The organism is Pseudomonas sp. JAI120 (assembly GCF_014207255.1).
Lineage (GTDB): Bacteria > Pseudomonadota > Gammaproteobacteria > Pseudomonadales > Pseudomonadaceae > Aquipseudomonas.
This window is the reverse complement of the sequence record NZ_JACHCZ010000004.1, coordinates 411,290-427,592: the sequence shown is the minus strand read 5'-3', so window position 1 is coordinate 427,592 and position 16,303 is coordinate 411,290. Positions and strand designations below refer to the sequence as shown.

Annotated in this window: 10 protein-coding genes; all 10 read left to right on the top strand. The window is 61.9% G+C overall.

The window, feature by feature from the left end:
* Window positions 1-513: 513 nt before the first annotated feature.
* The 10 genes from bcsQ (HDC32_RS22890) (at window position 514) to bcsQ (HDC32_RS22845) (ending at window position 16,087) form a co-directional block, all read left to right on the top strand.
* Window positions 514-1,563, top strand: a complete 1,050-nt coding sequence (gene bcsQ, locus HDC32_RS22890; RefSeq protein ID WP_405046497.1) for a cellulose biosynthesis protein BcsQ — start codon at window positions 514-516, stop codon at window positions 1,561-1,563.
* Window positions 1,560-3,779 (top strand): UDP-forming cellulose synthase catalytic subunit, encoded by a 2,220-nt coding sequence (gene bcsA / locus HDC32_RS22885; protein ID WP_184745542.1) that lies wholly within the window; start codon window positions 1,560-1,562, stop codon window positions 3,777-3,779. The genes bcsQ (HDC32_RS22890) and bcsA overlap by 4 nt, the downstream gene beginning before the upstream one ends.
* A complete protein-coding gene (gene bcsB / locus HDC32_RS22880) occupies window positions 3,776-6,043 on the top strand; it encodes a cellulose biosynthesis cyclic di-GMP-binding regulatory protein BcsB (RefSeq protein ID WP_131696937.1) in 2,268 nt (755 codons plus the stop codon). The genes bcsA and bcsB overlap by 4 nt, the downstream gene beginning before the upstream one ends.
* On the top strand, window positions 6,040-7,236 hold the full coding sequence (gene bcsZ / locus HDC32_RS22875; protein WP_184745540.1) for a cellulose synthase complex periplasmic endoglucanase BcsZ: 1,197 nt from the start codon (window positions 6,040-6,042) through the stop codon (window positions 7,234-7,236). Before bcsB ends, bcsZ begins: the two co-directional genes overlap by 4 nt.
* A complete protein-coding gene (locus tag HDC32_RS22870; protein ID WP_184745538.1) occupies window positions 7,218-11,057 on the top strand; it encodes a cellulose biosynthesis protein BcsC in 3,840 nt (1,279 codons plus the stop codon). The genes bcsZ and HDC32_RS22870 overlap by 19 nt, the downstream gene beginning before the upstream one ends.
* A gap of 17 nt (window positions 11,058-11,074) precedes the next feature.
* Window positions 11,075-11,740: an SGNH/GDSL hydrolase family protein gene (locus HDC32_RS22865; RefSeq protein ID WP_027605099.1), complete on the top strand. Its 666-nt coding sequence runs from the start codon at window positions 11,075-11,077 to the stop codon at window positions 11,738-11,740.
* A complete protein-coding gene (locus tag HDC32_RS22860; protein ID WP_184745536.1) occupies window positions 11,740-12,405 on the top strand; it encodes a DUF4397 domain-containing protein in 666 nt (221 codons plus the stop codon). Before HDC32_RS22865 ends, HDC32_RS22860 begins: the two co-directional genes overlap by 1 nt.
* 17 nt (window positions 12,406-12,422) lie before the next feature.
* Complete coding sequence (locus HDC32_RS22855; RefSeq protein ID WP_131696933.1) at window positions 12,423-13,838, top strand: MBOAT family protein; 1,416 nt, start codon at window positions 12,423-12,425, stop codon at window positions 13,836-13,838.
* 12 nt (window positions 13,839-13,850) lie between these two features.
* Window positions 13,851-14,975 carry an alginate O-acetyltransferase AlgX-related protein gene (locus tag HDC32_RS22850; RefSeq protein WP_131696932.1) on the top strand — a complete coding sequence of 375 codons (1,125 nt, stop codon included), beginning with the start codon at window positions 13,851-13,853 and terminating at the stop codon, window positions 14,973-14,975.
* Window positions 14,976-15,151: 176 nt separating this feature from the next.
* On the top strand, window positions 15,152-16,087 hold the full coding sequence (gene bcsQ / locus HDC32_RS22845; protein ID WP_167655949.1) for a cellulose biosynthesis protein BcsQ: 936 nt from the start codon (window positions 15,152-15,154) through the stop codon (window positions 16,085-16,087).
* Window positions 16,088-16,303: the final 216 nt, after the last annotated feature.

Here is a 16,303-nt window from a genome sequence, read left to right as displayed (position 1 = left end):
ACCGGGTGGTGTGGGCTCTCTCCTCTATCTATAGAAGCTGCATCCATAGGAGCTGCGCAGACATACACCGGCCGTGCCTTTACGGGCGACCGCCGGGCGGGTTTTGCCTTGAATCCCGCCGCGGTTTGCGTATTCTGTCGCGCGATATGAATAGTAGGTTTAATCGCAAAATCGTGTAGGCAAATTTTCGAGACAGGTTTGAGCCAATCGATTATCTGTTTATGGGCATGTCAGATTTGTGCCGTTTCTGACCACTAGGCCAACAAAAATCACGATAAATCAGTGCAAGTCCATGTTCTTACGAGGGATGCATTTTTCTCGGCGAAATAGTCATAAAAATGGCGCCATGCCGTTCGTCGGATAATACCCGGGTAAAATCATCAAAATACTGACACTATCATTGTGATATCACAGAATACCTCGGCCAACACATAACTATAAAAATACACGGTCAGCCCATTGCTGACCTTTTTATCGCCTTTAAAGGGCAAACCAGGTGGGGAGGGGCAGTGAGTGAGTCGAGCAGATGACATTTCAAAACTATTCAACAAGCTGGGTGCCAACCCGAATGGCTACCGCGAAATCGACTTTATCCATGAGTTCATCGAGGACGAAGTAGAGGTCCTGGAAAGCCCGGAGGTTGTTGCTCCCCTGCCTGCATTGGCAGCTCTTTTAGATGAAGCCCCATCGGCTCCGTTGTTGCGTTTGCTCGAAGAGCTGAACCATGGCGACGCCGACCACCTGCCGCTGCCCGAAGTGGTACAGGGGCCGCAAGGCGAGGTGTATTCGGAGCCGTCCACGCCGAAAGTGGTGGTGGTGGTTTCGGTCAAAGGCGGCGTCGGCCGTAGCACCTTGGCTGCTGCGGTTGCCAGTGGCTTGCAGCGCCAGGGTCACCCGGCGCTTGCCCTCGACCTGGACCCGCAAAACGCCCTGCGTCACCACCTGTGCCTGGGCCTCGACATCCCTGGCGTCGGCGCCACCAGCTTGCTTAACGAAGGCTGGGAAGCCCTGCCCGAGCGCGGCTTTGCCGGTTGCCGCCTGGTGGCCTTCGGTGGCACTGACCACGAGCAGCAGCAGAGCTTGAATCGCTGGTTGGGCCAGGATTCCGAGTGGCTTGGTAAGCGTTTGGCCAGCCTTAAACTGAACGGCCAGGACACGGTCATCATCGACGTACCGGCCGGTAACACCGTGTACCTCCGCCAAGCCATGTCGGTCGCCGACGCGGTGCTGGTGGTGGTGCAGTCGGATGTGGCGTCGTTCAGCACCCTGGACCAGATGGACAGCGTGCTGGCGCCATACCTGCAACGCGCAAAACCACCACGACGCTTTTATGTGATCAATCAGTTGGACGCCGCCCACCGGTTCAGCCTGGACATGGCCGAGGTGTTCAAGACGCGCCTCGGTACTGCCCTGCTGGGCATCGTCCACCGCGACCTGGCGTTCAGCGAAGCCCAGGCCTGCGGGCGTGACCCCCTCGACCCTACCGTCAACAGTATCGGCTGCCAGGACGTCCACGCCCTGTGCCGTACCTTGCTCGAACGCATCGACTCGGACCTCCCATGACCGACAATACGTCTTCCACGCCCTTCGTCGAAGGGCGCGCTGAACAGCGCCTGAATGGCGCCATCGCGCGCTTCAATCGCTGGCCTGCGGCGCTGCGTACGGTGCTGGTATTTGCCAGTTGCGTGCTCGGTGCCCTGCTGCTTATGGGCGTTATCAGCGCGCCGCTGGACCTCTACAGCCAATGCCTGTTTGCCGCCGTGTGCTTCATGGCGGTGCTGGTGCTGCGCAAGGTCCCGGGGCGCCTGGCAATCCTCGCGCTGGTGGTGTTGTCGCTGGTGGCCTCGTTGCGCTACATGTTTTGGCGACTCACCTCCACCCTGGGTTTTGAAACCTGGCTCGACATGTTCTTCGGCTACGGCCTGGTCGCCGCCGAGTTCTACGCCCTGATCGTGCTGATCTTCGGCTACGTGCAAACCGCCTGGCCGCTGCGCCGCACGCCCGTATGGCTCAAGGCCGAGCCGGAAGAATGGCCGACGGTGGACGTGTTCATCCCCACCTATAACGAAGCGCTGAGTATCGTAAAACTGACCATCTTCGCCGCCCAGGCGATGGACTGGCCCAAGGACAAGCTGCGCGTCCACGTGCTCGATGACGGTCGCCGTGACGAGTTCCGCGACTTTTGCCGCAAGATCGGCGTGAACTACATCCGCCGCGACAATAACTTCCACGCCAAGGCCGGTAACCTCAACGAAGCATTGAAGGTCACCGACGGCGAATACATCGCGCTGTTCGACGCCGACCACGTGCCGACGCGCTCCTTCCTGCAAGTCAGCCTGGGCTGGTTCCTCAAGGATCCGAAGCTGGCGATGCTGCAAACGCCGCACTTCTTCTTCTCGCCGGACCCGTTCGAAAAGAACCTCGATACCTTCCGCGCCGTGCCCAACGAGGGCGAGCTGTTCTACGGCCTGGTGCAGGACGGCAACGACCTGTGGAACGCCACCTTCTTCTGCGGCTCGTGTGCGGTGATTCGCCGTGATCCGCTGCTGGCAATCGGCGGGGTGGCCGTCGAGACCGTGACCGAAGACGCCCACACCGCGCTCAAGCTCAACCGCCTGGGCTACAACACGGCGTACCTGGCTATCCCGCAAGCCGCGGGTCTGGCCACGGAAAGCCTGTCGCGCCACATCAACCAGCGGATTCGCTGGGCGCGGGGCATGGCGCAGATCTTCCGCACCGACAACCCGCTGCTGGGCAAGGGCCTCAAGTGGGGCCAGCGCATCTGCTACGCCAACGCTATGTTGCACTTCTTTTATGGTTTGCCGCGTTTGGTGTTCCTCACCGCGCCGCTGGCCTATTTGGTCTTTGGCGCGGAGATTTTCCATGCCTCGGCGCTGATGATCGTCGCTTATGTACTGCCGCACCTGGTGCATTCAAGCCTGACCAACTCACGCATCCAGGGCCGCTTCCGGCACTCGTTCTGGAACGAGGTATACGAGACCGTACTGGCCTGGTACATCCTGCCGCCGGTGCTGGTGGCGCTGGTCAACCCCAAGGCCGGTGGCTTCAACGTCACCGACAAGGGCGGCATCATCGATAAGCAGTTCTTCGACTGGAAGCTGGCGCGCCCTTACCTGGTGCTGTTAGCCGTGAACCTGGTCGGCCTGGGTTTTGGTATCCATCAGTTGATCTGGGGCGATGCGTCCACGGCCGTGACGGTGGCGATCAACCTGACCTGGACCCTCTACAACCTGATCATCACCAGCGCCGCCGTAGCCGTGGCCTCGGAGGCGCGCCAGGTGCGTTCCGAGCCGCGCGTCAGCGCCAAGCTACCGGTGAGCATTATCTGTGCCGACGGCCGTGTGCTGGATGGCACTACCCAGGATTTCTCGCAGAACGGCTTCGGCCTGATGCTCACCGATGGTCACTCGATCACCCAGGGCGAGCGCGTGCAACTGGTGCTCTCGCGCAACGGCCAGGACAGCCTGTTCGATGCGCGCGTGGTGTTCAGCAAAGGGGCGCAGATCGGCGCCCAGTTCGAACCCCTCAGCCTGCGCCAGCAAAGCGAATTGGTACGCCTGACCTTCTCCCGCGCCGACACCTGGGCCGCAAGCTGGGGCGCCGGCCAACCGGATACGCCGCTGGCGGCCCTGCGCGAAGTCAGCTCCATCGGCATTGGCGGCCTGTTCACCCTCGGCCACGCCACCCTACACGAACTGCGTCTGGCCTTGAGCCGCACCCCCAAAAAACCGCTTGATACGCTGATGGACAAGCCATGACCTCGAAGATTTTCGCTCGCCCTCATCCGCGCCGTGCACTCGCGCTGATGATAGCCTCGCTGATGGGTTTCAACACCCTGGCGCAAGCTGCCGAGCAGGCGGTGACCACCGTGCCCGTGCAAAGCACCGACAACGGCTACAGCCTGACCCTCAAGCAATTGGGGCGTCGCGACACCATGAACCTGCAAGGGGTGGAGTCTTCCGACAGCGTCAACTTCGACATTCGTGCCGACGAAGTGGTCAAGGGCGCGCAACTGTTGCTCAAGTACAGCTACTCGCCGGCGTTGCTGGCGGACCTGTCGCAGATCAACGTGCTGGTCAACGGCGAAGTAGCCGCCAGCCTGGCGTTGCCCAAAGAGGGTGCCGGCACCCAGCAAGAACAACTGGTGCAGATCCCGCCGAAGTTGATCACCGAATTCAACCGCTTGAGTCTGCAGTTCATCGGTCACTACACCATGTCCTGCGAAGACCCGTTGCACAGCAGCCTGTGGGCCAAGATCAGCAACAGCAGTGAGCTGAAAGTGCAGGTCGAGCCGATCGTCCTCAAGGACGACCTGGCCGTGCTGCCGCTGCCATTCTTCGATAAGCGTGACGCGCGCCGGGTGAGCCTGCCGTTCGTGTTCGCCACCGCGCCGGACAGTGCCGCCCTGGAAGCGGCCGGTGCGTTGTCGTCTTGGATCGGCGGCCTCGCCAGCTACCGTGGCGCGACCTTCCCGACCACCCTCGGCGAGCTGCCGGCCAAGGGCAATGCCATCGTGCTGGTGCAAACCGCCGAAGCCATGGATGTGCACGGTGTCGCCATCGCCAAGCCGACAGGCCCGACGTTGACCCTGATCGCCAACCCCACCGATGCCAATGGCAAGCTGCTGATCGTCACCGGCCGTGACGCGCAAGAGCTCAAGCGCGCCGCCACCGCCGTGGTGCTGGGTAGCCCGGTATTGGCCGGCAACAGCGTGGTCATCACCAAGCTCGAAGCCCTCGCGCCGCGCCGTCCCTATGACGCCCCGAACTGGCTGCCGAGCAACCGCCCGGTGCGCCTCGGTGAGTTGGTCGAGCAGCAGAAGCTTAGTGTGTCGGGCTACAATCCCGGCGCCATCAGCGTCGACATGCGCCTGCCGCCTGACCTGTTCAACTGGCGTGAAGAAGGTGTGCCGCTGCACCTCAAATACCGTTACACCCCACAGCAGGTGTCGACCAATTCCGCGCTGCTGATCGGTCTGAATGACCAGTTCATGAAGTCCGTGGCGCTGCCGTCGGTGACCAACCTGGGCGGCGGTCAAACCCTGCTCGACCAGTTGAAGAAAGACGAAAGCCTGCCCCGTGAAGTGACGACCCTGTTGCCGATCAGCTCGGCATCGCCCAAGTCCAAGCTGCAGCTGCGCTTTATGTACGACTACATCAAAGAAGGCGAATGCCGCGACATTATCGTCGACAACATGCGCGGTTCCGTCGACCCAGACTCTACCCTCGATGTCACCGGTTACCAGCACTACATCGCCATGCCTAACCTGGGTGTGTTCAACGACTCCGGTTTCCCGTTCACGCGCCTGGCCGACCTGTCGGAATCCGCCGTGGTCATGCCAGACAACTTCGGCACCGATGAAATCACCGCTTACCTGACCGTGCTCGGCCGCTTCGGCGAAGCCACCGGTTACCCGGCGACTGCCGTGAAAGTGGTACAGGCCAAAGATGTGCAAAGCGTCGCCGACAAGGACCTGCTGGTGCTCGCCACCGCCGCCAACCAACCGCTGCTCAAGCAGTGGCAGCAGTACCTGCCGGCGACCAGCGATGGCGCGCAGCATCAGTTCCTGTTGTCGGACCTGCCGCGTTATGTACGCAGCTGGGTCAGCCCCGATCCGGCGGCCAATATCCACAAGGCCAATACCGGGATTACCTTCAACAGCTTGAGCAGCAGCACCTGGCTGGCCGGTTTCCAATCGCCGCTCAAGTCCGGGCGCAGCGTGGTACTGATCGCCAGCAACCAGCCGCAAGGCCTGCTGGAAGCTACCTCCGCCCTGATCGGCGGTGACGACTACAAAGATTCGATCCAGGGCAGCCTGGCGGTGGTGCAAGGCACGCAAATCAGCTCGCTGGTGGCGGACGAGCAGTACTACGTCGGCAAGCTCAACTACTTCAAGTTCATGCAGTGGCAACTGTCCCAGAACCTGGGGTGGATGCTGTTGATCACCTTCCTCAGTCTGGCGGTGGTCACGTCGCTGATCTACCTGTCGCTGCGTGCCCGTGCAAAACGGCGGTTGGCATGAGCCTGCTGCGTAGCATGGCCCTGATAGCGCTGGGCTCGCTGATGTGTGCAGGTGTGGCGCAGGCGCAGAGCTGTGACTGGCCGTTGTGGCAGAACTATGCCAAGCGCTTCGTGCAGGACGACGGCCGTGTGCTCAACTCCTCCATGAAACCTACCGAGAGCAGCTCGGAAGGGCAGTCCTATGCGATGTTCTTCGCCCTGGTCGGCAACGACCGTGGCAGCTTCGACAAGCTGTGGACCTGGACCAAGGCCAACATGTCGGGGGCCGATATCGGCCAGAACCTGCCAGGTTGGTTGTGGGGCAAAAAGCCTGACGACACCTGGGGCGTGATCGATCCCAACTCCGCCAGCGACGCGGATTTGTGGATGGCCTACGCCCTGCTCGAAGCGGCCCGCGTGTGGAATGCGCCGCAATACCGCGCCGATGCGCAATTGGTGCTGGCTAATGTGGAACGCAACCTGATCGTGCGTGTGCCGGGCCTGGGCAAGATGCTGTTGCCCGGGCCGGTGGGTTACGCCCATGCCGGTGGTCTGTGGCGATTCAACCCGAGCTACCAGGTGCTGGCGCAGCTACGTCGCTTCCATAAAGAGCGGCCCAATGCAGGCTGGAACGAAGTGGCCGAAAGTAACGCGCGGATGCTCGCCGACACCGCCAGCAACCCCCATGGTCTGGCGGCCAACTGGGTCGGTTACCGCGCGACCAGTACCAACACTGGGCTGTTTGTGGTCGACCCGTTCTCCGATGACCTGGGCAGCTACGACGCGATCCGCACCTACATGTGGGCCGGCATGACCGCCAAGACCGATCCACTGGCGGCGGGCATGCTCAAGTCCCTGGGGGGCATGTCACGGGCGACGGCTGCGGCGGCCACCGGCTTCCCGCCGGAGAAAATCCACGTCACCACCGGCGAAGTCGAGAAGAACAATGGCTATTCGCCGATCGGCTTCTCGGCGTCGACCATTGCCTTCTTCCAGGCCCGAGGCGAAACCGCCCTGGCACAACTGCAAAAGGCCAAGGTCGACGACGCGCTCAACAAAGCCCTGGCGCCCTCGGCGCCGGACAGCACGCAGCCGATCTACTACGACTACATGCTCAGCCTGTTCAGCCAAGGCTTTTCCGATCAGAAGTACCGTTTTGAACAAGACGGTACGGTCAAACTTTCCTGGGAGGCAGCATGCGCCGTCACACGCTAGCCATTGCGATTCTCGCCGCCCTGGCCTCGACCGCCGGCTTCGCTGAAACCAGCGACCCGCAGTCCCTGCTGATCGAGCAGGGCTACTACTGGCAGGCGAAGAAAAACCCCGAGCGGGCGCTGGAGACCTGGCAGAAACTGCTTAACCTGAGCCCCGAGCAGCCGGACGCGCTTTATGGCGTCGGCTTGATCCAGATGCAGCAGAACCACCCGGCCGAGGCGCAAAAGTATCTGGCCCGACTGCAAGCGCTGAGCCCGGTGCCGCGCCAGGCGTTGCAGTTGGAGCAAGATATCACCGTCAACATGCCGGAAAATGCCAAGCTGTTGGAGCAGGCGCGTGAATTGGGTGAGCCCGAAGACGAGCGCGAAAAGGCCGTGGCCTTGTACCGTCAGATTTTCCAGGGCCGCCAGCCCCAGGGCCTGATCGCCCGTGAGTACTACAACACCCTGGGTTTTACCGCCAAGGGCACCAATGAGGCCATTGCCGGCCTGCAGCGCCTGACCCGTGAGCGGCCCAACGATCCGATCGTTGCGCTGTTCCTGGCCAAGCACCTGGCGCGCAACCCGGCTACCCGGCCGGACGGTATCCGTGCGTTGGCCAAGCTGGCCTCGAACAACGACGTGGGCGGCAACGCCGATGAAACCTGGCGCTTTGCGCTGGTCTGGCTCGGCCCACCGAAGCCGGACCAGGTGTCGCTGTTCCAGCAATTTCTCACCGTGCACCCGGATGACACCGAGATCCGCGCGCTCATGGACAAGGGCATCGCCCAAGGCAAGGGCGGCGGTGCCTGGCAGCGTGATCCGCAGATGACCAAGGCGTTCAAGGCCTTGGACGACGGCGACTTGAAAACCGCCGAGCCACTGCTCACGGCGCGTCTTGCGCAAAAATCCAATGACGTCGATGCGCTTGGTGGCATGGGCGTGTTGCGTCAACAGCAAGAGCGTTTCAGCGATGCGGAAAACTACCTGGTGCAGGCCACGCGCTTGCCCGGTGGCGCCGCGTGGCAGTCGGCCCTGAACGACGTGCGTTACTGGAACCTGATCAGCCAGAGCCGTGACGCCCAGCGCGCCGGCCGCGGTGCCCAGGCCCGTGACCTGGTGGCCCAGGCCGAGCGCCTGAGCCCGGGCCAACCGGGTGCGGCAATCGCCTTGGCCGGTTTCCAGGCCCAGGACAACCAGTTCGACGTTGCCGAAGCCGGCTACCGCAAGGTGTTGGCCCGTCACCCTGGCGACCCGGATGCGCTCAGCGGTTTGATCAACGTGCTGTCCCAATCCGGCCAGCCGGATGAAGCCCTGAAGCTGATCGACTCGGTGTCGCCGGCCCAGCGCGCCAAGTTTGCGCCGAGCGTGAAAATCAACGCACTGCGCGCTACCCAGGTCGGCAAACTGGCCGAGCAGCGCGGTGACCTGAAGGCCGCGCAAGCCGCCTACCGCCAGGCCCTCGACGCCGACCCGGAAAACCCCTGGACCCGCTTTGCCTTGGCGCGCATGTACCTGCGCGACGGTCAGATCCGCAATGCGCGTGCCCTGATCGACGGCCTGCTCAAGACCCAGCCCAACCAACCAGATGCGCTGTACACGAGCACCCTGATGTCGGCTGAACTGAGCGAGTGGAAACAAGCCGAGGCCACCCTCGGGCGTATCCCCACCGCCCAGCGCACGGCGGACATGAACGAGCTGGCGATCGATATCGCCCTGCATCAGCAGACGGACATCGCCATCGAAACAGCGCGCCGTGGCCAGCGTCCGGAAGCCCTGGCGCTGCTTGGTCGTTCCGAGTCGCTGGCCCGGCAAAAACCTGAGCGTGTGGCTGTGCTGGCTGCTGCTTATGTTGAAGTGGGCGCCCCGCAGTTCGGCCTGGACATGATGCAGAGGGTGGTGGAGAACAACCCCAACCCGACTGTCGACCAGAAACTGCTGTACGCCAACGTGCTGCTCAAGGCCAACAAGTACAGCGAGGCGGGCGAGATCCTGCGCGAAGTGCAAGGCCAGCCGTTGACAGAGATCGGTCGCCAGCGCTATGACGATTTGATCTACCTGTACCGGGTCAAGCAGGCCGACGCCCTGCGCGAGAAGAACGACCTGGTGGCGGCCTACGACATGCTTTCCCCGGCCCTGGCCCAGCGCCCGAACGACGCATTGGGTGTCGGTGCCCTGGCGCGCATGTACGCGGCCAGCGGCAACGGCAAGAAGGCCATGGAGCTGTACACGCCGTTGATCCAGCAGAACCCGAATAATGCGCGCCTGCAATTGGGTCTGGCGGACATCGCCCTGAAAGGCAACGACCGCAGCCTGGCACAATCGGCCAGCGACAAGGCCCTGGCGCTCGAACCGGGCAACCCGGAGATCCTTACTTCGGCGGCACGCATCTATCAGGGCCTGGGCAAGAACAGCGAAGCCGCTGAACTGCTGCGCAAGGCCCTGGCGATTGAAACCGCGATGAAGGCCAGGACCCAGGTGGCCCAGGCCGAACCTCAGGGCAAATCGTATAACCCCTTCGTGGGCTTGCCGGGCCAGCGCCGCCAGGTCACCGACCTGACTGTCGCCGGCGCCGTGCCGCCGCCGATCGATGCACCGACCAAGACCGTTACGTCCAGCGCGTTTGCCAGCGCGACGTCCAACGACCTGAGCGACCCGTTTGTGCCGCCGTCGACCATCGCCTCCATCGACAGCCCCGAGCTGAGCCCGGCACGGCGTGCGCTGGATACCATCCTGCGTGACCGTACCGGGTATGTGGTGCAGGGCTTGAGCGTACGCAGCAATAACGGCGAGAAAGGCTTGAGCAAGATCACCGATGTGGAAGCGCCGTTCGAGGCGCGCATGCCGGTTGGCGATAACACCATAGCGTTGCGCGTCACGCCGGTGCACTTGAGCGCGGGCAGCGTGGGCAGCGATGCGTTGTCGCGTTTTGGCAAAGGCACCACCACCCCGGCGGGCTCCCAGAGCGACACCGGTGTTGGCTTGGCCGTCGCGTTCGAGAATCCGGATGAAGGCTTCAAGGCCGACGTCGGGGTCAGCCCGTTGGGCTTCCTCTACAACACCCTGGTGGGTGGCGTGAGTGTGTCGCGTCCGTTCGAGGCCAATTCGAACTTCCGATATGGCGCCAATATTTCCCGGCGTCCGGTCACCGACAGTGTCACTTCCTTCGCAGGTTCCGAAGACGGCGATGGCAACAAATGGGGCGGCGTCACCGCCAACGGCGGCCGTGGTGAGCTGAGCTATGACAACCAGAAACTGGGCGTCTACGGCTACGCGTCGCTGCATGAATTGCTGGGCAATAACGTCGAAGACAACACCCGTCTGGAACTGGGCAGCGGCATCTACTGGTACCTGCGCAACAACCAGCGGGACACGTTGACCCTGGGTATCAGCGGCTCGGCGATGACCTTCAAGGAAAACCAGGACTTCTACACCTACGGCAACGGCGGTTACTTCAGCCCGCAGCGCTTCTTCTCCCTGGGCGTGCCGATTCGTTGGGCGCAAAGCTTTGATCGCTTCAGTTACCAGGTAAAAAGTTCGGTAGGCCTGCAGCATATCGCGCAAGATGGGGCGGATTTTTTCCCTGGCGAAAGTAGGCTGCAAGCGTCCAGGAATAATCCCAAGTACGAGAGCACCAGCAAAACCGGCGTCGGCTACAGCTTCAACGCGGCTGCCGAATACCGTCTCAGCTCGCGGTTCTACCTGGGGGGTGAAATCGGACTCGATAACGCCCAGGATTACCGCCAGTACGCGGGTAATGCTTATCTGCGCTACTTGTTCGAAGACCTGAGCGGACCTATGCCTTTGCCGGTCAGCCCGTACCGTTCTCCTTATTCCAACTGATTAAATCGGAGTTATTCATGCCTGTTTCTGCGATTGCCGGCCTAACCATGCTGGTACTGGGCGAAAGTCATATGAGCTTTCCCGATTCGTTGCTCAACCCGCTGCAAGACAACCTGACCAAGCAAGGCGCGGTGGTTCACTCCATCGGTGCCTGTGGTGCTGGTGCGGCGGATTGGGTCGTACCGAAAAAAGTCGAGTGTGGCGGCGAGCGCCTGCCCACCGGCAAAGCCGTGATCTACGGCAAGAACGCCATGAGCACCACGCCGATCCAGGAACTGATCGCCAAGGACAAACCCGACGTTGTCGTGCTGATCATCGGTGACACCATGGGCTCGTACACCAATCCGGTATTCCCCAAGGCCTGGGCCTGGAAAAGCGTGACCTCGCTGACCAAGGCGATCACCGACACCGGCACCAAGTGCGTGTGGGTCGGTCCGCCGTGGGGCAAGGTCGGTTCCCAGTACAAGAAGGACGACACCCGCACCAAGCTGATGTCGGCTTTCCTGGCCAGTAACGTGGCGCCGTGCACCTACATCGATTCGCTGACCTTCTCCAAGCCGGGCGAGTGGATCACCACTGACGGCCAGCACTTCACCATCGACGGCTACCAGAAATGGGCCAAGGCCATTGGTACAGCCCTGGGCGACCTGCCGCCATCGGCCTACGGTAAAGGAAGCAAATAATGAAACGAATGACCCTGGGCCTGGCTACTTTGCTCGCCAGTGTCAGCGCCTACAGCGCCGACATCCCGTTGTACCCCACCGGCCCGGAGCAAGACGCAGCGTTCCTGCGTTTTGCCAATGGCGCTCCCGGCGAGTTGAAGCTGGTGGCGGACGGTTCCAAGGCCAGCCTGGTGTTGAGCGGGGATAAAGCCGTGTCGGACTTCCTGCCGGTGGTGGGGGGTGACAAGCCGATCAAGGGCGTGTTGAGCCGCGACGGTAAAAACGCCGACCTGTCGGTGACCGTGGCCCCCGGCGAATTCGCCACCGTGGTCGCGTTGGTCGACGCCCAGGGCGCCACGCGCCAGTTGGTGGTGCGTGAGCAACCGGACGACTTCAACGCGCTCAAAGCTTCCCTGGCCTTTATCAACGCCGACGCCGCGTGCGCCGACGCCAGCCTGGAAGCCGTGGCGCAAAAAGCCGAGCTGTTCAAGAAGGTGGCTGAAGGTGCGGTGCAGCGCCGCATGATCAACCCGGTGGAGCTGTCGGTGCAGCTCAAGTGCGCCGGTGCTCCGGTGGGCCAGCCGCTGACGTTCACCCTCAAGGCGGGTGAGCGCTATAGCGTGCTGGCCGTCCCTTCGGCTGTAGGTTCGAAGTTGCTGTTCGCCTCCGACGCACTCGCTAACTGATCGGGCCCGACACCACCATGGTCTTTGCCTCACTCGAATTTCTCACGCTGTTCCTGCCGGCCTTCCTGTTGATTTATGCCCTGGCTCGTCCGAGCTGGCGCAATGTCATCCTGTTGATCGGCAGCTGGTTGTTCTATGGCTGGCTGAGCCCGCTGTTCCTGTTCCTGCACATGGTGTTGACCGTGGTGGCATGGGTCGGCGGCCTGCTGGTGGACCGCTCCCGTGAGGACGGCAAAGGCCGGGTGCGCCTGTTGATTGCGTTGATCGTGTTCAACACGGCGGTGCTGTGTTGGTACAAGTACGCCAACATCGTCGCCGGCACCGTGAGCGAGGTGATCACCTGGTACGGCGCCATGCCGCTGGATTGGCAGCGCGTGGCCTTGCCGGCCGGTCTGTCGTTCATCGTGTTGCAGGCGATTTCCTACCTGGTGGACGTGCACCGTCATACGGTGCCGGTGGAGCGCAGCTTCATCAATTACGCCACGTACATTTCGATGTTCGGTCACTCGATTGCAGGCCCGATCATTCGTTACGACTGGGTCCGTCGCGAGCTGAACCAGCGTTATTTCAACTGGCCGAACTTCTCTCTGGGCGCGCGTCGTTTCATGATCGGCATGGGCATGAAAGTGCTGGTGGCTGACACCTTGTCGCCGTTGGTGGACATTGCCTTCCACCTCGAAAACCCGAGTCTGGTGGATGCATGGGTCGGTTGCCTGGCCTATTCGCTGCAACTGTTCTTCGACTTCGCCGGCTACAGCGCCATGGCTATCGGCCTGGGCCTGATGCTGGGCTTTCACTTCCCGGAAAACTTCAACCGGCCGTACCTGGCCAGCAGCATCCAGGACTTCTGGCGTCGTTGGCACTTGTCGTTGTCCAGTTGGTTGCGCGACTACCTGTATATCGCCCTGGGCGGTAACCGCGACGGCGTGTGGCGCACCTATCGCAACCTGTTCCTGACCATGGCGATCGCCGGGTTGTGGCACGGCGGCGACAGCTGGAACTACCTGTTGTGGGGGGCGGCACATGGTATCGCGCTGTGTGTGGATCGCGCCTGGTCGCGGTCGAGCCTGCCGCGCATTCCGCCGGTGCTGTCGCACATCCTGACGCTGCTGTTTGTGTGCCTGGCCTGGACCTTGTTCCGCGCGCCGGACTTCCATTCGGCACTGACCATGTACGCCGGCCAGTTCGGTATGCATGGCGTGGCCCTGGGTGACGCAATGGCCGTGGCCATGCGCCCGGCCCACGGCATGGCGGCGTTGCTGGGCCTGGTGTGCATCATTGCGCCGATCTGGCAGGTGCGTTGCGAGCAGCGTTTCGGTACCCAACCCTGGTTTGTGGTGGCTGCTTCGTTGTGGCCGGTGGCCGGGTTTTTGTTGTCGTTCGCGCTGATCGCCAGCCGCGACGCTGTACCGTTTCTGTACTTTCAGTTCTAAGGACGCCCGACCATGCCCGCTCCTACCGCGCCGACTCCTCCGAGCGATTTGGCCGTTCGCACCAGCCCCCTGGCGGCCTGGGTGCTGGTGCCCTTCCTGGCGGCGGGGCTGCTGTCCTGTGCCTGGCTGATGGTGAAGGGGCCGATCAGCTTCTTGCCCGCCAAGATCGACAGCGACATGCTGCTGCACGGTGAGTTGACCCACCGTTTCGCCAAGGAACTGGCCAAGGCGCCGATGGCGATCCAGGCTGCCAACCTGGAGCGTGGGACCAGTTGGCTGGCGTTCGGCGACACCGGGCCGCGTGTGCGCCAGGGTTGCCCAGGCTGGCTGTTTATCAGCGATGAACTGCGCATCAACCGCCATGCCGAGGCCAATGCACAGACCAAGGCCCAGGCGGTGATCGCCTTGCAGCAGCAACTGGGCAAAAAGGGCATCGACCTGCAAGTGGTGGTGGTGCCGGACAAGAGCCGTATCGCCGCCGCCCAACGTTGCGGTCTGTACCGTCCTGCGGCGCTTGATGGCCGCATCCAGGCTTGGACCGCCACGTTGCAGGCGGCTGGCGTATCAGCACTCGACCTGACCGACACCCTTAAGCCGCTGGGCCCGGAAGCGTACCTGCGTACCGACACCCACTGGAGCGAAATCGGCTCAAACGCGGGGGCCAAGGCCCTGGTACAACGCATCCGGCAACGTGGCATCCAGGCCACGCCCGAGCAAGCCTTCGAGATTACCCAGGCGCCGCTCGCCGTGCGCCCGGGAGACCTGGTGCGCCTGGCCGGTCTCGACTGGTTGCCACCCAAGTTGCAGCCGCCAGGGGAATCGGTCGCGGCCAGTTCCGCTCACGAAAGCGGCGGTGCCACCAGCAGTGCCGATGACCTGTTCGGCGACGCCGGCCTGCCCAATGTGGCGCTGATCGGTACCTCGTTCTCGCGCAATTCGAACTTTGTGGGCTTCCTGCAAAAAGCTCTGAATGCGCCGGTAGGCAATTTCAGCAAGGATGGCGGCGAATTTTCCGGCGCGGCCAAGGCGTACTTCGACAGCCCAGCGTTCCGGCAAACCCCGCCTAAGTTGTTGATCTGGGAGATTCCAGAGCGCGACCTGCAAACGCCGTATGACATCATCACGCTTGGTCAGTAATTTGACGGCTTGCCGTCTGTCTAAAAAATAAACAGCGAAAGGATCAAAATAATGACACCTTGGCGAGCTTGAAGCAGACTGCTCGCACAAGGGCGACCACAAAAAGACCTGCGGTAAGCAGTCGTATCAGCTGACCTTTTCACGTCTTTAAGCTTCGCCGTGATGAGGATTGCGCTATGAGCTTCACCGACGGTCTTCTGGTTCTGCTGGGCAAAGACGTCAGCCTCGATCCCCAAGGGCTGAATGCGCGAATGCACTTTTTCGGCAGCGTCCCCGTGGATGACGGCACCCCGTTTCCTCCACCAACTTCCGGTGTCAATGAGCAGTCCCATCCGTTGAATAAGGCTGCGCGGCATCCGTGTGTGGTTGCGTTGGTGTCGGTCAATGGTGGGGTCGGACGAAGCACCTTGGCGGCGGCCTTGAGCAGTGGCTTACAGCGCCATGGCGAGTCGGTGGTAGCGGTGGACCTGGACCCTCAGAACGCCTTGCGTTTGCACTTCGGGGTCAGCCCTTGCGTGCCGGGTATCGGCCTGACCAGTCTGCGACATGGGCAGTGGGAGAACATCCAGCAGCCCGGTTTTTTCGGCAGTCGCGTGCTCCCCTTTGGTGAAACCGACATGCAGCAACAGGAAGACCTGCAGCGCTGGCTCAAAAACGAGCCGGACTGGCTGGCCCAGCACCTCTCGACCATGGGCTTGAGTGCCCGGCATACGGTGATCATCGATACCCCCGCCGGTCATAACGTTTACTTTCATCAAGCCCTCAGCGTGGCCGATGTGGTGTTGGTGGTTGCGCAGCCTGACGCCGCTTCCCTGGGCACTCTGGACCAACTTAATGGGCTGCTGGCGCCCCACCTTGAGCGTGAGCGCCCGCCGCACGTTCACTTCTTGATCAACCAACTGGACGAGGGCAATGCCTTCAGCCTGGATATGGTCGAGGCGTTCAAGCAGCGTCTGGGCGCGAAAGAGCCGCTGGAGGTGCACCGCGACACATCGATCAGTGAAGCGCTGGCATTCGGAACCGACCCATTGGACAGCCAGGCATTGGGCTTGGCTGCGGACGATATCAACGACCTTTGCCGACTACTGATTGCTCGCAAAAAATGTCTGTAAATGGCGGTTTAAAGGCTTAGCGCCACATGCTTATGCACAATCGGTTGAATGCCTGGGTCATGAAACAACTTTTTTGTGGAGCCGTTCTCAACTCGCCGCAACTGCCTGTTTTACGTGCACTTTATTTTGTGAGTAAAAAATGAACAGCATGGCATTTGGGCTGTAGCGTAGGTGGATACAGGCTCCGTACAAAATTCATCAACAGAGTTATCCACA

What these genes read in the sequence shown, in the direction of transcription:
- bcsB (WP_131696937.1), top strand. Translation starts at nt 3,776, where the DNA reads ATGACCTCGAAGATTTTCGCTCGCCCTCATCCGCGCCGTGCACTCGCG.
- HDC32_RS22850 (WP_131696932.1), top strand. Translation starts at nt 13,851, where the DNA reads ATGCCCGCTCCTACCGCGCCGACTCCTCCGAGCGATTTGGCCGTTCGC.
- bcsQ (WP_167655949.1), top strand. Translation starts at nt 15,152, where the DNA reads ATGAGCTTCACCGACGGTCTTCTGGTTCTGCTGGGCAAAGACGTCAGC.
- bcsA (WP_184745542.1), top strand. Translation starts at nt 1,560, where the DNA reads ATGACCGACAATACGTCTTCCACGCCCTTCGTCGAAGGGCGCGCTGAA.
- HDC32_RS22860 (WP_184745536.1), top strand. Translation starts at nt 11,740, where the DNA reads ATGAAACGAATGACCCTGGGCCTGGCTACTTTGCTCGCCAGTGTCAGC.
- bcsZ (WP_184745540.1), top strand. Translation starts at nt 6,040, where the DNA reads ATGAGCCTGCTGCGTAGCATGGCCCTGATAGCGCTGGGCTCGCTGATG.
- HDC32_RS22865 (WP_027605099.1), top strand. Translation starts at nt 11,075, where the DNA reads ATGCCTGTTTCTGCGATTGCCGGCCTAACCATGCTGGTACTGGGCGAA.
- HDC32_RS22870 (WP_184745538.1), top strand. Translation starts at nt 7,218, where the DNA reads ATGCGCCGTCACACGCTAGCCATTGCGATTCTCGCCGCCCTGGCCTCG.
- HDC32_RS22855 (WP_131696933.1), top strand. Translation starts at nt 12,423, where the DNA reads ATGGTCTTTGCCTCACTCGAATTTCTCACGCTGTTCCTGCCGGCCTTC.